The organism is Ruegeria sp. D1(2025) (genome assembly GCF_056536425.1).
The window spans coordinates 62,036-78,484 of record NZ_JBQFPO010000012.1 but is presented as its reverse complement, the minus strand read 5'-3'; the positions used below and the strand labels follow the sequence as shown (position 1 = coordinate 78,484).

The 16,449-nt window shown below is 55.9% G+C and carries 20 protein-coding genes; 14 read left to right on the top strand and 6 right to left on the bottom strand.

Features of this window, described 5'->3' with window-relative positions; genetic code table 11:
- Positions 1-45: 45 nt before the first annotated feature.
- Positions 46-957, bottom strand: a complete 912-nt coding sequence (locus ACR1XU_RS20290; RefSeq protein ID WP_170417800.1) for a homocysteine S-methyltransferase family protein — start codon at positions 955-957, stop codon at positions 46-48.
- 84 nt (positions 958-1,041) lie between these two features.
- Here ACR1XU_RS20290 and ACR1XU_RS20285 point away from each other — a divergent pair, with 84 nt between their 5' ends.
- Positions 1,042-1,341, top strand: coding sequence for an MBL fold metallo-hydrolase (locus ACR1XU_RS20285; RefSeq protein WP_170417797.1), 300 nt, complete (start codon positions 1,042-1,044; stop codon positions 1,339-1,341).
- 482 nt (positions 1,342-1,823) lie between these two features.
- On the opposite strand, the gene ACR1XU_RS20280 is transcribed toward ACR1XU_RS20285, so the two are convergent.
- The 4 genes from ACR1XU_RS20280 to ACR1XU_RS20265 all read right to left on the bottom strand — a co-directional run bounded on the left by ACR1XU_RS20280 (position 1,824) and on the right by ACR1XU_RS20265 (position 4,439).
- Entirely contained in the window at positions 1,824-3,230 is a 1,407-nt protein-coding gene (locus tag ACR1XU_RS20280; protein WP_174819503.1) for a DUF7986 domain-containing protein, read from the bottom strand.
- Between the two features lie 115 nt (positions 3,231-3,345).
- Complete coding sequence (locus tag ACR1XU_RS20275; RefSeq protein WP_371732129.1) at positions 3,346-3,456, bottom strand: DUF6429 family protein; 111 nt, start codon at positions 3,454-3,456, stop codon at positions 3,346-3,348.
- Between the two features lie 185 nt (positions 3,457-3,641).
- Complete coding sequence (locus ACR1XU_RS20270) at positions 3,642-3,944, bottom strand: SH3 domain-containing protein (protein ID WP_152460662.1); 303 nt, start codon at positions 3,942-3,944, stop codon at positions 3,642-3,644.
- 102 nt (positions 3,945-4,046) lie between these two features.
- Complete coding sequence (locus ACR1XU_RS20265; protein ID WP_152460663.1) at positions 4,047-4,439, bottom strand: GFA family protein; 393 nt, start codon at positions 4,437-4,439, stop codon at positions 4,047-4,049.
- A gap of 233 nt (positions 4,440-4,672) precedes the next feature.
- Here ACR1XU_RS20265 and ACR1XU_RS20260 point away from each other — a divergent pair, with 233 nt between their 5' ends.
- The 10 genes from ACR1XU_RS20260 to ACR1XU_RS20215 all read left to right on the top strand — a co-directional run bounded on the left by ACR1XU_RS20260 (position 4,673) and on the right by ACR1XU_RS20215 (position 13,961).
- Entirely contained in the window at positions 4,673-4,942 is a 270-nt protein-coding gene (locus ACR1XU_RS20260) for a WGR domain-containing protein (protein WP_245220702.1), read from the top strand.
- Positions 4,943-5,469: 527 nt separating this feature from the next.
- A complete protein-coding gene (locus ACR1XU_RS20255) occupies positions 5,470-5,874 on the top strand; it encodes a DUF3768 domain-containing protein (protein ID WP_152460664.1) in 405 nt (134 codons plus the stop codon).
- A gap of 218 nt (positions 5,875-6,092) precedes the next feature.
- Positions 6,093-7,958 carry a ParB/RepB/Spo0J family partition protein gene (locus ACR1XU_RS20250; RefSeq protein WP_170417794.1) on the top strand — a complete coding sequence of 622 codons (1,866 nt, stop codon included), beginning with the start codon at positions 6,093-6,095 and terminating at the stop codon, positions 7,956-7,958.
- A 115-nt stretch (positions 7,959-8,073) separates the two neighbouring features.
- Positions 8,074-8,367 (top strand): type II toxin-antitoxin system RelE/ParE family toxin, encoded by a 294-nt coding sequence (locus ACR1XU_RS20245; RefSeq protein WP_170417791.1) that lies wholly within the window; start codon positions 8,074-8,076, stop codon positions 8,365-8,367.
- 5 nt (positions 8,368-8,372) lie between these two features.
- Positions 8,373-8,663, top strand: coding sequence for an addiction module antidote protein (locus ACR1XU_RS20240; RefSeq protein ID WP_152460667.1), 291 nt, complete (start codon positions 8,373-8,375; stop codon positions 8,661-8,663).
- Between the two features lie 22 nt (positions 8,664-8,685).
- On the top strand, positions 8,686-9,228 hold the full coding sequence (locus tag ACR1XU_RS20235; protein ID WP_170417788.1) for a hypothetical protein: 543 nt from the start codon (positions 8,686-8,688) through the stop codon (positions 9,226-9,228).
- A 683-nt stretch (positions 9,229-9,911) separates the two neighbouring features.
- A complete protein-coding gene (locus ACR1XU_RS20230) occupies positions 9,912-10,112 on the top strand; it encodes a hypothetical protein (RefSeq protein WP_170417785.1) in 201 nt (66 codons plus the stop codon).
- A gap of 472 nt (positions 10,113-10,584) precedes the next feature.
- Entirely contained in the window at positions 10,585-11,004 is a 420-nt protein-coding gene (locus tag ACR1XU_RS20225) for a hypothetical protein (protein WP_170417782.1), read from the top strand.
- Complete coding sequence (locus ACR1XU_RS20220; protein WP_170417779.1) at positions 11,001-12,836, top strand: relaxase/mobilization nuclease domain-containing protein; 1,836 nt, start codon at positions 11,001-11,003, stop codon at positions 12,834-12,836. The genes ACR1XU_RS20225 and ACR1XU_RS20220 overlap by 4 nt, the downstream gene beginning before the upstream one ends.
- Positions 12,837-12,923: 87 nt before the next feature.
- Complete coding sequence (locus ACR1XU_RS20215; RefSeq protein ID WP_170417776.1) at positions 12,924-13,961, top strand: hypothetical protein; 1,038 nt, start codon at positions 12,924-12,926, stop codon at positions 13,959-13,961.
- Positions 13,962-14,170: 209 nt separating this feature from the next.
- Here ACR1XU_RS20215 and ACR1XU_RS20210 read toward each other — a convergent pair whose 3' ends face one another.
- Entirely contained in the window at positions 14,171-14,587 is a 417-nt protein-coding gene (locus ACR1XU_RS20210) for a MerR family transcriptional regulator (protein ID WP_170417773.1), read from the bottom strand.
- 74 nt (positions 14,588-14,661) lie between these two features.
- Here ACR1XU_RS20210 and ACR1XU_RS20205 point away from each other — a divergent pair, with 74 nt between their 5' ends.
- The 3 genes from ACR1XU_RS20205 to ACR1XU_RS20195 all read left to right on the top strand — a co-directional run bounded on the left by ACR1XU_RS20205 (position 14,662) and on the right by ACR1XU_RS20195 (position 16,417).
- A complete protein-coding gene (locus tag ACR1XU_RS20205) occupies positions 14,662-15,291 on the top strand; it encodes a cation efflux transmembrane domain-containing protein (RefSeq protein WP_170417770.1) in 630 nt (209 codons plus the stop codon).
- A 74-nt stretch (positions 15,292-15,365) separates the two neighbouring features.
- Positions 15,366-15,833: a DUF411 domain-containing protein gene (locus ACR1XU_RS20200; RefSeq protein ID WP_170417767.1), complete on the top strand. Its 468-nt coding sequence runs from the start codon at positions 15,366-15,368 to the stop codon at positions 15,831-15,833.
- A 224-nt stretch (positions 15,834-16,057) separates the two neighbouring features.
- Entirely contained in the window at positions 16,058-16,417 is a 360-nt protein-coding gene (locus tag ACR1XU_RS20195; protein WP_170418003.1) for a c-type cytochrome, read from the top strand.
- The last annotated feature ends 32 nt before the right edge of the window (positions 16,418-16,449 follow it).

The following is a 16,449-nucleotide window of genomic DNA, read 5'->3' as shown; positions in this document are numbered from 1 at the left end:
ATCACCTTAGATCTCAGCGTTATCGCTCAGATTGAACCAAGTTGGCTATGCTAGTTCGCTGATCATCGATTTCAGATGGCGCATGTCGGTACCGCAGCATCCTCCAAATACTTGGATCGACGGATTCTGCCTCGCAATCGCGGCAATCTGTTTACCAAGTTCAGCTGGATCGCCTTCGTCCAGCTCATCTGCTTCGTCAAGTTCCGCATGCGAGCAACTCGAAGCGTTCGCCACAAGGCCTCTCAGCCGGGGGTGGTTGCCAAGCGCTCCGGCGAAATGGGTAGGGTGAGCGCAGTTGACCATAAAAAACAGCGCCGCCGAGTCGGTTGCTGCGTCGATCTGGTCAATTCCGTCCACAAGTTTGGTCCCGTCTGCCAGGCACCCGTCTGTCTCAACAACCAGAGACATGATGATCGGCAGTTCAGCGTCCCGGGCGGCGAGGATGCATCCCGCTGCCTCGCTTGGGCGGTTGAATGTATAAGCGGTGACCAGATCGAGGCTTGTGTCTTTCAGGCTGTGCATTTGAGCGGCGTGGTATTGACGTGCATCTTCGACGGGTACCGGCGGGATGTCGGCGTAAGGATCATGGCGCGGGCCGATGCAGGCCGACACCAGTACATCATCGCGAGCGGCAGCTTGGCGCACGTCTTCCATTAGACTGACCGCATCTTTGTTTACTTCGGCGAGCCGCTCTGCATCGTACCCCAAGGGCGCTGCCCGGTCGGCGTTCGCCATCCATGTGGGCGCATCAAGGATGCATCCGACATTCATTTCACGGGCCAGATCGACAAGAGCCTGCATTTGACCGGCCAGTATCACCCTGGTGCCAGGTTCTTCCAGCAATGGAAACGACGCGAAACCGGGAAGCTCAATTCCATGATTGAAAATCAGGTCGGTGCCAGTGCCGGCGTAAACCAGAAAGGGCTTGTTACCTTCGAGTGGGAGCTGTCGCGCCATTCTGATCCACGCCTATTGCCGTTACCTCTGCACAAGAAACCTACTTTGTCTCGGGCCTCCTGTGAACCTTAGGACTGCGACAGGGTGTATTCCGTCACTCTGATCCCCACGCCAGGCCAAACACCAGGTCATGTCTCGGTCGAAATCACCAGTGGCGACCGGCGCGCTCTGATTACAGGTGATGCAATCCATACAACCGCCCAGTGCTGGCATCCCGAGTGGCATTTTATGTTTGATTCCGATGCTGAGATGGCCGTGACATCCCGTCGGAAACTGTTGGAAAGCGCCTCGGAAACGGGATGTATTGTGCTGGGAAACCACTTCGCTTTGCCGTCTATTGGTCGGGTGAAGGCGGACAACGACGCGTTTCGCTGGGAGGACTAGCCCAGGTTGTATTTTGATGTGCGCGGGTCTGTTGTGGGATGGCGGCTGACGTGAAAGTTCGACGCGCCGCGCAGCTTACAGGCAATGATCGGCGAAACTAAATCTCGAACCCATTGGGCTATGTCACATTCCCTTGAATTCTTGTTTCACAAGCTTTCTCTCTTCACCATTTTGTGAAAGCCTGAAGCAGTTATGAGTGACAGAGTGTGCAATTTTCAGAAAACAGTGGTTCTTTCTGAACTCCAATCAGCTCTCTTGGACGGAATTTGTGATCACTGCGAGGTGACAAGTTCGGAACTGGCCAAGAGTGGAGAGGTGCTGGAAATATGTGGACAAGAGTACTGTTTCGATTATGAAACCGGTGTGTCCACGGAGACTGAAATTTTGTTGTGCCCCAGCTGTCACGAGGCAAACCATCTGGACGCGCAGCGACAGCATAACCCTTGCCACATCTCTGCAAGACGCAGCCGGGAAAACATGGGTTAGTCGATGGGTTCAGGAGGCGAAGCTTTGGAACGGTTTTTGCAAGAACCATCGCTGGTCCAATTTCGGTAGTCTGACAGACCAAGCTCGTCCCACATCCAGCCGAAATCATACTCAGCCACCGGAGAGCCGGTCTGGCGCGCGCTGCGGTTTTCGATTGTCTTCAGCCAGTCTATGACTTTCTTCCTGCCCGCCGTGCTGCGAACGGCCTGGCGCGGGGTCTTGCCATCCAGGGCAGGAATCGGCTGGTCAAGCGTATCGCGGTAATGCTGTTCGAGATATTCGTGGGCCATCTGACGGGCAAGGGCACGGGGGATGTCCTCTTCTTCTGCCACTCCGTTACTCGTGCTGTCATCCGCCATCATCTGTTCGGCGGTCTGGATTGATGTCAGCGGAGATTTCACCAGGTCGCCCAGGAGGTCCCGGACCAGGGCTTCGCCGCGTTCAGCGCGCGCTGTAGAGCTCACAGAAAGTGTGAGTGTCCGACCTTTCAGATCTAGGGACCCAAGCACGGAGGCCCCTGACATTGATTTGTCCAACACGAGGCCGGTGCCGTGCTTGGTGCCGGACGGGGTGTCGAGGTCAAGCCAGGTCCAATCCTTCTGGCCTGAGATCACGAGTTCTGCGGACTGTGTTAGCTTTTCAGATACCTGGCTTTGCGTCACTTTGCTGGCGAGGGGGAAGCGCATGTCGTGAAAGAGCAGGTTGTCGCCATCGCTGTTGCTGATTTGTGGTGGTTCCGGATCCAGTAGGTTCGGCAGATGTGCGAAGAGCCAGGCATTGGTGAAGAGGGGTGCGGAACGGTGTAGCTGATCCTGTGTCAGCCTCAGTTCAACGTCGGGGTTCAATTTCAACACGGAGCGGAGCCCGTCTTCAAAAAACGCGACGGTGTCGGGGTCGAATGGGAGCAGCGCCCCCGAGATCACGTTATAATCCCCCTGTGCGACAACCCGAGCTGCGATGCGATCCCATCGCTGCAGCATCTGCGTCGCGCTGTGTTCCCGGACGGTAACCGGCTCTGCGTCCGAAAGCATGTTGCGCAAGACCATGGATCTGCCGGGGTCTACCTCGCTCACCTCATAAAGGCTGACCGACGCGTCCCGCAATCCTTTGATATAGGCGCGGGTCTGCGCACTCTCCTTGGAACCGCTCCCTTTCAGATAAGCATCCGCAGCGTTTTCGGCGTCCGCTCCGAATGTCCTGCCCAGCAAATCTTCCAGGCCACCACCCCACAGGACCATCGGCCAATCCTCGCCCAGCAAGTCGCCCAGATCCTCGAACTCAAGATCGAAGGCCTCGAGCGCTGGCAGAAAATGCTCGTCCAACACATCAGCGAGCCGCTCATGCCAAATCTCGTCACGGGTGATAAACCCGATGAGCCCACCAAGATCGTTCCCCGTTGTCATCTTCAGCTTCTCCCTGTTTGCCGGACAGGGGCGATTTAGCGCAGATTGCAACCGCCAGCCAGCCCACACGCGTATGCAGACCTGCGTTACATGGAGGGACTTGTCATGGCGAATGCTATGTCTTTGGCTCCCGCCCAAAAAGCTCTGTGAAAAGCTTTTCGGAGCGGCGCAGGCCTTCATCGGTCAGTACCACCGATTTTGCCTTTCCAACCGGGTCCAGGATCAATCCGTTACGGTGCAGGCGATCAAGCGCTCCCCAGTCAAAGCCTTAGGGCCGTCCTGAACCCAGCGAATTCGGGGATGTTGCGAGCCGCTTCGACGACGGGTGTGAGCCCAACTAGTGGATTCGTCAGGGCGTTTCCGCCGGTATTCTATGATTGCTAAAAGATGGTGGTGCTGATCGCTGTCGTATTAGATTTTCCGCAAATATGCCCAAGAGACGTATCCCTTAAGCTTGCGCGCGCGCTCCAAAGAGACGCGGCACCAACGGGTGCCACCGGTCTGCTCACAGCCGTGAACTCGTAGTGCGGTTCCATTTGGAAGACCAACGATCACATTGAACCCTGTTCCAGGCCCACTGCGCATTTTTAGCATGTCACCGTCTTCGACGCCAAAAACCTCATATGTTCCGAGTGACGCGGCCGCCGCCGGTTTAACGTCCATGACGACCCCCAGGAACAAAGCCATTAGGGGTAAAAAGATTGCATTGCGCATCGCGATGTCCTGCTTATTGCCTCAACGACAATCGTAGCAACTCGGGTCACCAAGAGGAACAACTCCAAGACAGAAATGTAGGTGATACCAAAGCTTCAAACGCTACATTTCTTCCAAATGGTGGGGAACCCTGGCCCAGTTGGGGGCATCTTTCACAAAAACCTTGCTCGTTGGCTTGAAGTTGTTTGGCTCATCCAATGTCCCAGCCGCAATGCTCGTCAATCCGAAGGCTGTCACGCCCCACAGGCCTGATCCGCAGGTGCCACAAAAATGCTTGATGACAGGTCGACCTTCCTTTGAGGTCTTCTCAAAGGTCCGTGGTTTGCCTTTCAGCAGCTGCAGGTCTTCCGACTTTATCATGTACCCGGCATAACCGTCCGTTCCGGTCATCGATAGGCAATCACTGCAAAAACACATGAGTTGCATTACTGCGCTGCCAGTGACCTGGTATCGAACCTCACCGCAAAAACATCCGCCTTCCAAGATTTCAGCCACGTTGCCTTCATCCTTCTATTTCGTTTTGCAAGATATGAGAAAACCGTACCTACTCTGGCCAGTGGTCACAACGGTTCCAGCAGCGGAATGTGGAATGGTGCCAATATGAGCTCCTGTACCTGGATGGGTACGAGGCAAGCATCAGACAGATTGAGTTGTCGAATGTTTTCATCACGGTTCTGAATCCTTGCCAATTGACTGTTCCAGCAAAGTCATTGGACAGACGAGCTTTATTGATCGACAATCGCGTCATGGAGCTGACAGACACCACACCTGTGCACCTGATCCATGTGGACCCTGAGATCAACATGGCGCGGTTCTATGGCATCGAGTTGCAGCCGACGTTGTTTGGGGAGGTTTCAGTGCTTCGTACCTGGGGGCGTATTGGCACGAACGGGCAAGCCATGATGGTGACGTATGATGACGAAGCCCTGGCTAGTGAAGCGCTCCACAATCTCGAAAAGCAAAAGCTCCGTCGAGGGTATGTTCCGGTCGGTGAGTGACTTCGGGCTGCAGTCTGTTTCTGTGGCAAATCCCGAGCCTTTCGGCTCGTGAGCAGGCTCTAGGTTTCAGCCGACGTATCGGCTTCCACCCAGAACACCCCAGAATGATCTCCCTGTCCCAGTAGCCCCTGACCCGTCTCTTGCGAGCCGGGGCAGGGGCTTTGGGTCATGGTCGGTCCATGCCGTGGTGATCTGCCCATTCGGGTGACGGTCCCTTTTGCGCTCACGCAGGATCAGAGATCCTTTGTCCTTTCCTTGTGGGTCAGGCGGGATTTGGACAAGCCAAACGCTACCTTCCGTAAGGGGGAAGGCGCGGCCTCCCCCCTCGGACAAGACAAATAGACAATACCGTGTCCTCGCGCGCCTGCGCTGCGGGCCGCACCACTCTTGTCGATTGGTCCTGTCTCGCCCCTCTCCGCGTTCGCCACGGGGCAGGTTTTAGAGACGACGCCCTTTCAGGGCTCGGCTCAAAACCAGCACCAAAGGGGATCAACCCCAGAGGTCGCACCACAAAAGGAGAGACGGTTTTGGACATTGAAAAGACAAAAGACATCGACACTGACACCAGCCTGCAGGCGGCAGAGATTGCGACCCAGAATGACCTATTTCGGAAAGCGCTGATCGATCCGACTGCGGCAATCGAGATGCATTCTAAGGGAATTCAGGGTCAGGTATTTGTCACGCCCGGCGTGTCAGGTGAAGGGATGGAGTTCCAGACTGCAGCTTTGGCAGCGGTGGCGTCGGATGACCAGTTTGACGAGGGCAATGACCCCTATGGCGATCACACCTTTGGGGCGGTGACAGTCCGTGACCAGAAGCTGTTCTGGAAGATCGATCTTTACGACACGGACTACACGTATGGGTCCGACCGGCCGTTTGACACGTCAGTGACGCGCCGCGTTCTGACCATCATGTGCCCCAGCGAATACTGATCTCAATCCCAAACCGGAAAGGAGGTGAACACCATGAGCAATGAAATCTTGCAGCAACGTATCGCAGAAGCGTGGGCGCTAATCAGGAAGGGCGACAATTTCCACATCGCGCGCCGCTTCCTGATCCAACACGCAGCCATCTAAACGGCTCCGCTCTACCCCGGAAGGGGTAGGGCACCCTTAACACGATCTCAAACACTCAAACAAGGATTTGCCCCATGAGCAAAGTCGAAACATTCACCGCACCGGAAACCATCGAAACCGTATCCCTGTCCGATCTCTACCTGTCTGACATCAACCCACGACAGGAGGTTGGTGAGGAAGGTATTGCACTTCTGGCCGACAGTTTGGTTATGTGTGGCTTGATCCAGAACCTCAGCGGGTTGCGCGATACCGATGGCAAAGTCGCAATCGTTGCCGGTGGTCGCCGCCTACGGGCTCTGAACATCGCCGTGACTGAGCGCGCTGATCTGGCACAGGTTCCCGTTAAGGTCACGGACAATCCCTTCGTGGCTGAGCAATGGGCCAATGCGGAGAACACCGCCCGTGAAGAACTGGACCCTGTGGACGAGGTCCGTGCTTATGGCAAAATGGCCGAGAAATCTCTGTCTATTGCCAAGATCAGCAATGCGTTTGGCGTGACCGAATCCCATGTGCGCCGCCGCCTCGCGCTTGCCAGTCTGCCCGCCGCCGTTCTGGATGCGCTCAAAGCCGGTGAGATCAGCATGGGGCTGGCCAAGGCCATGACCGTCAGCACCGAAGAAGAGAAAATTCTGGAGGTTCTGGAACGGGCCAAAGAATGTCGGTGGTTCAGTGAGCATGATGTCAAACAGGCACTGACGTCGGAGGCTGTTAGCAGCACTAGCCGCAAGGCCGTATTTGTCGGGCAGAAGGCTTATGTTGAGGCGGGCGGCACCGTCACCGCTGATCTGTTTGCCGATGAAACCCTATTCAATGAAGGCGCGTTACTGGATCGTCTGTTTGCCGAGAAACTGGCGGTAGAAGCGGAAAAACTGCGCGACGCGGAAGGCTGGGACTGGGTGGACACCCATGAGGAAAGCTACATTCCCTATGGGTTCTCGGGTACGAAAGACATGCACCGTTTGGACATGGTGAGCCGGGACTTCACCGAAGGACAGGCCGAACGGTATGACGAACTTGCCGAACTCTATGAGGGTGAGGCTCTGGACGCGGATGGTGAAAAGGAGCTGGCCGCGCTTGAGGACTATACGGCGCCGTTCTATTCTGACGCGCAGCGCAAGCTGTCCGGCGTGTTTGTCTATGTCACCAACAATGGCGAGATCAAAACATCCCCGGCCTATGTCGCGGCGGAACATGTTCAGGCTGCCATTGAGGCTGGTGTTCTGGCCCCGGTCAAAGAACCGGAGATCAAGGAAGAACCAAAACCAGTTTATTCGCAGAAGTTCATCGACGACATGGTGGCGATCCGGCTGGCAGCGGTTCAAACGGCCCTGCTGGACAAGCCTGATTATGTGTTGAGCCTGTTTGCTTTCTTTGCCACCCCGGCCTCCGGTCTGAGCAGCAATCTGTTTGGGTTTGGCTATGGTGGTGCCGAGCGGAACACACCCGAGATCGATGACCAGTTCATCCTCGACCCGCGTCTTGGCGGAGAACGGGATGAAGCGGCACAGGCAGCCTATGACCAGTTCCACGAGATTGCCGCACAAGGCAGCGTGGAAGCGTTCAAAGCGTTTCGCGATCTGGGCAAGAAGACCCGCAATGGTGAGATCACGGGTTTTCTGGCCCGGCGGTTTCTGACCCAACGCCCGGAGTTCATGGCGGAGATCGAGGCTGAGATCGAGGCTGACATGCGCGCGATCTGGACCCCTTCGGCTGAAAACTGCTTCAAGCGTCTGAAAGGCTGGCAGCTGGATGATCTCTACAAAGACCTGCTGGACCTGCACATCGACGCCGACATGTTCAAAGCCTTCGCGAAATCCAAAAAGGGTGCCAAGAACGAGGCGCTGCACAAGCTCTTCAATGATCCAGAGCATCAAAAGGCACTGGGCGTGACCGAGGCACAGAAAGCCCGGATCGATGCATGGGTGCCGGATTGCTTCTGAAACTGGCAGGGCAGGGCGCAACGCGCCCTGCTTTTCAGCAATGATTTTTGATTTTAGTTCAATGGTATAGGTTGTTTTGACTTGAAAGGTTGTAGCCTGTAGGCTACATATAGGTATGATAGAAATTCGTAAGACGGACCTGTTCGACAAGTGGCTCAAGGGCCTGAAGGACCAAAGGGCGAGAGCCAGGATCTTGGTTCGCATCACGCGGTTGAGCCTGGGCAATCCCGGTGATGTGAAACCGGTTGGTGAAGGTGTGAGTGAACTGCGTATCTCCGAAGGGAAGGGGTATCGCGTTTACTATGTGTCGCGCGGTGACGTTTTGATCGTTTTGCTGTGCGGGGGAGACAAGTCATCCCAGCAAGCCGACATCAAAACCGCCAAGGCGATGGCAAGAGAGTTGGAGTGAAAAACATGGGTGTCAAAACAACGAAGTTTGAAGCGGCTGACTATCTGGACAGCCCGGAAGCCATTCAAGCCTATCTTGAAGCGGCTTTTGAAACCAGCGACACGGCGCTGATCGCGTCGGCACTTGGCGATGTTGCCAAGGCCAAAGGTATGTCGAGTGTGGCCGACAAATCTGGTCTGTCTCGGGAAAGCCTCTACCGCGCACTTAGCGAAAATGGCAATCCCGAGTTTGGCACGGTGCTGAAAGTGCTGAGCGCTGTGGGTGTGACGCTCACCCCGAAAATGCACGTGAATTAACCCACTTTAAAGGCTATCCACCATGTCCACCGATGCAGCTCCGTCTACGGTTGAAAAAGCCGCCCGCCGCGTCTGGAAATCCGCGCAGATGTTCGTCGGGTTTCATACAGACCAGAAGGGCAAGCCGCGCACACAGCCGAAGCTCTGGCCGCCAAAAAACGGGAGCGCGTCGATCCATGGTGATCCCAGCGCGCAGGAGGCCATCGTGGTCGTCAAAGCCGCTGATCCGGACGAGGTACAGGACGTGCAGATCAAGCTGCACCCAAACCGCATTGTTGTGCGCCGCGATGCAGATGCCTGGTGGCAGGGTGTCGCTGTAGATGAGCATACCGTGACGGTCCGAATGGCCGACAACACGATCATCGAAATCCGCCATGACGGATCGGTGAAGCGGCGCTCGGCAGAGGACGAAACCCATGTTGAAGCAGATGGCAGCATCTTCAAGTTCACGGAATTTGCCGAGGCGCATATGACGGGTGACGGGGTGGAAATGACCCGCCGCACAGAGGATCGCATTGCCACGATCACAGCTGACGGTGTTGTCGATCGCGCGCGCAAGCGTTAGCCTGTAAAGAATACCTCCAGATTTTCCTTTGGTTAAACTCGTGGCCCGCTTCGGTGGGCCTTTTTCTTGGCGTACTCATCACTGTATCTGCCCGTGCGCCGGTCTCGCCCCGCGACAGCGCTTGAGAGAGTTCTTGCGGATTACCGGGGCGTCCTACCGAACCCGCCAATCCAAATTGAGTCCGGCTGTTTACCTGATCCGCACAAGCACGGACCAGGGCCGGACCGTCCGGTCTTTGGCCTCCGCCAGTTGGATAGGGCGGTTTGCACCGTCCGTCATTCTTCATCCTTTGCGACGACGGTCATACCGACCCAGAAGGGCAACCCCCAACTTAGAACTGAGCGCCGCGCCTGTGTCGGATCGAGGTGATGTTGCCGCCATCAAAGACATCGTTTTGTTCAGATGTTCCGCGCGCAGCGATCCCAGAAAGCCTTGCCTTTCACCAGGTCTGACAGTTTCAAGTACGTTGCCGGAGAAGATCCTCGGCTGCGGTGTTTCTGAAGGGATGAACATAAGCGGGCAGTCGGGGAAGACGCGCGGCGCCCGGGCCGGGCGCCGCGCTTCAACAAGGAATGTCCCCTGCGCCTGCGGCGCATTCCGCGCGGATCAAATTCCCTGCTGACATCCCCTTGATGCCCGCTTTTCCCTTGTTCATCGAAACACGCCATAGCGAGGATCAAACAATGGCAACTCAAACTCTGAAACTGAGCGTCAAGACCGGTGAAAAAGAAGGCAAGACATTCTGGGATCGATGCGGGGTGCTCTTCGTCAATACCGATGAGACCGGCACCATCACCTCGATCCAGGTCAAGCACAGCATGTTCCCTGGCGTTGAGATGGTGGCCTTCCCGAAGCGCACCGATGACGATCCCGTCACCGAATGACGGGAGGGCAGGGCGGCGCAAGCCGCCCTTTCTTCTGCTCCGGCCGCAGGCCGGACCACATATGCGCCACAGGTGGCGCGCGGTCCTAAGACCGGGCAGGGGTGCCGACCTGCCCCAATGCGGCAGCAGACAACCCTGCCACACCCGCCGCGAAAGCGGCGGGACATTGAGCGCGCTGAGGCGCGCGGAAAATGCCATACTGACCTTGAACGTGCCGGTATGTGACGGGCGCTGTTCGGGCAGCTCCCGCTTTGCGTGATTGCCCTGCGCCGGTCCACCGGCACCCACGCCTGCTGGCTGGAAAAGGGGCAGGACCCTTTTCCCGGCGTGGAGATTGCCTCCAAGAGCAAAACTGTTCCGGGGGCAATTTGAGAAAATACGGATTTCTAAAATCACCCCCGGTTTCCTCTTGGAGAGTATGACAGGATAAGGTAGTTGTGTTACAAGTCATAAAAACAACCAGAGGTATACATTGAGCAAGCCCGGCGACACCACTGTCTTTTCCGTTCGATTGCCGTCAGATGCGTTGGTGCGTTTGGAGGAGGCCGTGCAGTCGCTTGGGGCCAAGAGCCGCAACCAGATCATCCAACGACTGATCTATCGTCTGATCGGGTATCTCGATCCTGACCCGGCCGTTGTCGATCTCTGGCAGACGCACTTGCGGCAGGTTCAGGGTGGATACACCAACCTCAATCAGCTCGCAAAATCGGCCAAACGCGGTTCGGTGATCTGGACCGATGACGACCGGCGCGATGTCGAAAACCTCCATCGTGCGATCATCCAGCACCGGCAAGACCTGAAGGCGCTGATCACCGCGGCCCGCCGAAACCGAGAGCCAGACTCCGCCATTCGCCGAATCTTGCGCGACGATGAGAGGACATCTGAAGCATGAACGTCGCGGCTCACAATTTGACGGCAGGGGACTTTCTGGAGCTAGCCTTCCGGGAAGCGCAGAAGGGTATCGATCGGTCCAAGCAGATCAGCCAGCAGCTGCAAACCGCCAAGCGCATGAAGTTCATGATCTCGCGGGCCTCATCCATCAAGGCGCGGCTTGGTGCTGTGGTTGGAAAGCCCGAGGCGGTTGTGAAACACGTCCGCAAAGGTGGGGTGAAAAAAGCGCATGAGCTGCGCCGCCAGATCAATTACCTGACCGTCAGGGCAGAGGGCGTGTTGGACATCCGCGACAATGGTGTGACCCCGCTCGATGCCGATCAGGTGAGTGATCTGATCGAGACCTGGGCCGAGGATTTCAACGGGAAAACCAACTATGGTTATACCCGTCACATGATCGTTTCTTTTCCCGAAGGCACCTATCCGGATGCCGCGCATGAGGCCGGTTTGGACTTCGCGGATCGCCTGTTTGGGAGCGGTGATTTTGGCGATACCTGGGACTATCTGACCGTGTTCCACAACGACACTGACAACCCCCATGTCCACATCGTTGTGAATAACCGAGGCGTGGAACATGGGCAGTGGTTGGCTATGGGTATGAGCAGCGACATGAACATCGACGTTCAGCGCTCTATCCAGGTTGAGGTTGCCGAAGGATACGGAATTGAGCTGACCGCAACGACCCGCCTTGAGCGCGGTTTGCGGCAGGAAGTTGAGACCGACACGTGGAAGGTTCAGGCCGGACTGTCTGTTGTTGAAAGCACTCCGGAGGTTGAAGTTACGGCCCGCGACATGGCCGGTGATGTGATGACACTCTCCATCGCAAGAATGTCGGATCTGTTTGATGAGCGCGCCAACGCTGTCAAAGACCGGATCGAAGAGTTTGCCATCCAACTCGTTGAAAGTGAGGAACCTATGGTATCGAGAATGGAACATCTGCTGGATCAAGCCCATCATTTTGATGATTACGGCGAGCCAGGAGACCCGTCTTATGTGTCGCCCGAAGTCATGAGCAACTTGCGGCGACACATCGAATTAGGCGGTTCTGAGGAAACAATCGCACCCGAGCTGAAGGCTCAGGTTGTTGCCCATATCAGCGACGTTCGGGACAACGAACAGAGCCATCCGTATCTGTCTGCCCTTGCTGATATTGTCGATGACAAGGCGTTCCAGTCGTCCGCTGATTATGCCCCGGCAGCACGCCGGTACGAGGTCTATATACAGGACACCTTGGGCAAGGGGGCCTATGAGGACTTCCAGACTCAGACCAAAGAATTGCTGCAATCCATCGACAAGATGGAAGGGCTGGCCCGTGAGGTTGACGACCCTCATCTGCGTGTCGCTATGGATATTCAAATTGGCGAGTTGAAGGGCGACGTTGCGGACCTGCGCACCAACGATCCGGACCTTCAAGCCTTCATCATCGAGGACCGCCGCTATTCAACGATGATGGGAATGGGCACTGCCGAAATGGATGTCTTGGATTATTCAGAGGCCGGCAAGTGGGCAGCGATCCGCAAAGAAGTCACCGACACGGCCAGCAGCTACGGCCTCGATGGCGAGGCGTTCGTTGCCCGCTTTGGCGATCATCAGAACGTCACCCTGGGTACAACAATGGGATGGCGCAGCGACGACATTTCGACCGCCGCGGCCCACTTCCAGGCGCAAGGATTACCCGACAGCCACGACCGCGCTGAGGCCGTTGTTGACGAGCTGCACCAGCTTGCGTCTTCCAGGATCATCGCAATCTCAGAAGAACTTTCAGACGTTCACGCCCACGCAACGCACCCGCTCTTGCAGGGGCGCGGTGACGATGACGGGCACAGCTTGTAAGGACTTTAACCGGTCTGCCTGATGCGCGCGCCAACGCCCCAGGCAGACCCATCACAGAGTTTTCCATCAACTCGCAAAGGAAAAACTATGGTTTCGCGTACAGACTATCTTTTGAACGAAGTCGAACACTTCGCACCCTATTCCAGATTTGATCAATCCGCCCCGCGTGAAGATCGCGTTTCAGAGCAGATCGACATCATCAGGAAAGAACAGCAGGCGATGGGCTTTGATCGTGCAGCCATCGCCTCAAACAGCTTCGACATCGAGGACCAGGCCAACCGCCGTGTTGACGAACATACTGCGCAACAAGATCTGGTCGAAGAATTCAAAATCGAATTTGAAGCTGCGGAGCGGTCAGGGGAGCCGGTTGATCTGAACGATATGCAGGCTTTGGTTTCTCAGCACATGAGTGATGCTCAGGAATACGATCTGTATCACCCTTACTATTCGTCCCTTGCGGATCTGAGTGGTGACAAGGATTTTCAGGAGTCCGACGACTACCAGTCGCCCGGTGATCGCTATGTTCAGTATATGCAATCCGCTTTGGGGGAGGCCATCTTTGAGAACTACGAGCAGCAGACCAAGGACATCGTGAACTCCATCGAGAACATGGAGGCTCTTGCACGAGAGGTCGAAGATCCACACTTGCGTGCCGCAATGGACGTTCAGATCGGGGAGTTGAAAGGCGATGTTGCCGAACTGCGCCCATATGACACCGACCTGCAGGCATACACTTTGGCTGATGACAGCTACACCACATCCATGAATGCGGCCGAGTTGGACAACCTGGACCCCACGGAAGCCGAAAAATGGCTGGCTGTGCGTGATGACATTGTGGCGACCGCGCACAGCTTCGGTCTCGACGGAAGCAAGTTCCTGGCCCGCTACAACGATCATGACAGCGTTTCAATCGGCACAACGGCGACTTGGAAAGACGCGGACATTTCCACCGCTGCCGCCCATTTCAACAGCCAAGGCGTTCCGGACAGCTACGAGCGCGCGGAGGCCGTTGTTGGTGAGCTGCACCAAGTTTCATCCAGCAAGATTGCCGCCGTGGTGCAAGAGATTGCCCATACCCGCGAACAGGCTACCCACGTCCATGAGTATGATGGACACAGTCTTTAACCACGGAGGACATGATAGATGATTGTTCGCGCCGGTGAATGTGTTGCCGGGAACAGCGAGACCACCGGGTTGGAGTAATGTGGGGTCTGTTCCGATTGGGACGGACTCTTGTCCTTGGACATTCCGGGCATTCGCTGCACCACGTTTGAATAGGCAAGAAGCGGACAAAACAGTCTTTCGCTGGGACTAAAGCAATGTCCGCTCATAGTTTAGTGATCGTGGTGACAGAGTTTATGATCGGCAAGAGACGCGAGCACATAGCAGTTCTCTGACACTCCTTCGTCATCACAGCCCTTCGAAATCCGAACCAGCTCTTTTTCAAGAGCCCGTAGTCGTTTGATCTTTGCTCTTACTTCGGAAAGTTGTGAGACGGCGATGTCCGTTGCGGCTTGGCATGAACGATCCGGGTGGCCTTGAAGCACAATCAATTCGGAGATCGCTTCAATTGAGAAACCAAGATCGCGTGCATGCTTGATGAAACTGAGACGCTCTAGCCCTGCCACATCGTAGCGCCGTTGGTTGCCTTCGGTGCGTTCTGGTGCGGCAAGCAGGCCCATTTCCTCATAGTAGCGGATAGTCGGAACTTTGACCTTCGTGCGCTTGGAAAGCTCCCCGATAGAAAACATGAAAATACCTCTTGAACCTCTAGTAACTAGAGACACTACACTATGGTCACGACAGATACAAAAAGGGCTTCCCAATGTCAGCATGTTGCGGACACAACGCCAAATTCGACGGCGTATCAGACGACTACAAAAGGAGGCTGTGGATTGTCATTGCTCTGAACGCGGTGATGTTCGTCGTCGAGATGACTGCCGGTCACTATGCAAAGTCTCAGGCACTTCAGGCCGACGCTCTAGACTTCCTTGGGGATGCTTTGACCTACGGTATCTCGCTGGCAGTGATCGGGGCTTCAATCCGTGCACGCACCAATGCCGCTCTGGCGAAAGGGGTGAGCTTGCTGCTGATGGGTCTTTGGGTGTTTGGATCGACCGTGTACCGGGTGTTCTATGTCGGAGTGCCGGAGGCCGAGATCATGGGCATCGTTGGCTTTTTCGCTCTTATGACCAATCTCGCAAGTGTTCTCTTGCTCGTCCGTTACAAGGACGGCGATGCAAATGTGCGCTCTGTCTGGCTATGTTCGCGTAATGACGCCATTGGCAATGTGGCCGTTATGTTTGCAGCTTTAGGCGTCTGGGGCACAGCTAGCGGTTGGCCTGACCTGATTGTTGCGGCGGTCATGGCAACGTTGTTTCTTTCCTCTGCTTTCCAGATCGTGCGCCAAGCGCTCGCCGAGCGTCGGGAAGTTGGCGAACATGAGCATGTTTGACGTGGATTATGACCTTTGATCTCGAATGATACGAAATCGGCTCAATTTAGTTGGAAATACCAAGGACTCTCGCCATGAACCTGAAACGCCGCCAAGTACTGACTTACGCCGCTGGCTTTGCCAGCACAGTACCATTTGCCGCGTTTGCGCAAGACACGCCTTCCGTCCGTGTTCTCAAGGATCCGAACTGCGGCTGTTGCCAGGTTTGGATCGACATCCTGCGGCAGGAAGGCTTTCGCATTACCGAGGAGCGCAGCTTTGGAACACAGCTTGTCCGCCACAAATTGGACAACGGCATTCCCGAAGAAATGATGTCCTGCCACACAGGCGAGATCGATGGCTATATGATCGAGGGGCATGTGCCGGTTGCAGACATTCGTCGTCTGCTGGAGGAGCAACCCAGTGCTGTTGGACTTGCTGTTCCTGGCATGCCCTACGGTTCCCCTGGGATGGGGCCGGAAGATCGTCGTGAGGCCTACGACGTGTTTTTGATCCTCAAGGACGGTAGCACCGAGGTGTTCAAGAGTTACGAAGCGGCCTGAGGCGACGTTCATCGAGCGGAAACAGTAAGGAGGAGAAGATGACGAAGCTTGGATTACGCACTCTTACCTTAAGCGTTCTGTCTATCACCATTGCTACAGTGGGTTGCGCACAACAACAACGAGGAGATTGGTGGGGTCACGGGCCAATGGGATCTAACCACATGAGGTCTGAGCACATGCGTGGTTGGGGGCACGGCAATATGGGGCCTGGCCAGCAGCAGCGCATGCAACGACATTGGACGTATATGAACGAGGACGTGCCCGCAGCCTACCGCGGGGCTCGGAGCACCATTCGTGCAACGCCCGAGAATGTTTCGGAGGGCAAGACGCTATATACGGAAAACTGCGCAAGCTGTCATGGAGCTGAGGGTTTGGGCGATGGTGAAGCCGGACGTTCGCTCGCGCCCTCTCCCGCTCTCCTACGATGGTTCGTTCAGATGCCGATGTCGGGGGACGAGTACCTTCTTTGGGCAATTTCCGAGGGCGGCGAACGCTTCGGAACAGACATGCCAGCCTTCAAGGAAGCGCTGAGCGAAGAAGACCTTTGGAAGATCATCGTTTATATGCGTGCGGGGTTCCCTTGATCTGTCGTCAATCTGTTGGTTTTTGATGAGTG

Coding starts and splice junctions, on each gene's coding strand:
- ACR1XU_RS20290 (WP_170417800.1), bottom strand. CDS start 957: ATGGCGCGACAGCTCCCACTCGAAGGTAACAAGCCCTTTCTGGTTTAC.
- ACR1XU_RS20280 (WP_174819503.1), bottom strand. CDS start 3,230: ATGACAACGGGGAACGATCTTGGTGGGCTCATCGGGTTTATCACCCGT.
- ACR1XU_RS20270 (WP_152460662.1), bottom strand. CDS start 3,944: ATGCGCAATGCAATCTTTTTACCCCTAATGGCTTTGTTCCTGGGGGTC.
- ACR1XU_RS20250 (WP_170417794.1), top strand. CDS start 6,093: ATGAGCAAAGTCGAAACATTCACCGCACCGGAAACCATCGAAACCGTA.
- ACR1XU_RS20245 (WP_170417791.1), top strand. CDS start 8,074: ATGATAGAAATTCGTAAGACGGACCTGTTCGACAAGTGGCTCAAGGGC.
- ACR1XU_RS20240 (WP_152460667.1), top strand. CDS start 8,373: ATGGGTGTCAAAACAACGAAGTTTGAAGCGGCTGACTATCTGGACAGC.
- ACR1XU_RS20235 (WP_170417788.1), top strand. CDS start 8,686: ATGTCCACCGATGCAGCTCCGTCTACGGTTGAAAAAGCCGCCCGCCGC.
- ACR1XU_RS20230 (WP_170417785.1), top strand. CDS start 9,912: ATGGCAACTCAAACTCTGAAACTGAGCGTCAAGACCGGTGAAAAAGAA.
- ACR1XU_RS20220 (WP_170417779.1), top strand. CDS start 11,001: ATGAACGTCGCGGCTCACAATTTGACGGCAGGGGACTTTCTGGAGCTA.
- ACR1XU_RS20215 (WP_170417776.1), top strand. CDS start 12,924: ATGGTTTCGCGTACAGACTATCTTTTGAACGAAGTCGAACACTTCGCA.
- ACR1XU_RS20210 (WP_170417773.1), bottom strand. CDS start 14,587: ATGTTTTCTATCGGGGAGCTTTCCAAGCGCACGAAGGTCAAAGTTCCG.
- ACR1XU_RS20205 (WP_170417770.1), top strand. CDS start 14,662: ATGTCAGCATGTTGCGGACACAACGCCAAATTCGACGGCGTATCAGAC.
- ACR1XU_RS20200 (WP_170417767.1), top strand. CDS start 15,366: ATGAACCTGAAACGCCGCCAAGTACTGACTTACGCCGCTGGCTTTGCC.
- ACR1XU_RS20195 (WP_170418003.1), top strand. CDS start 16,058: ATGCAACGACATTGGACGTATATGAACGAGGACGTGCCCGCAGCCTAC.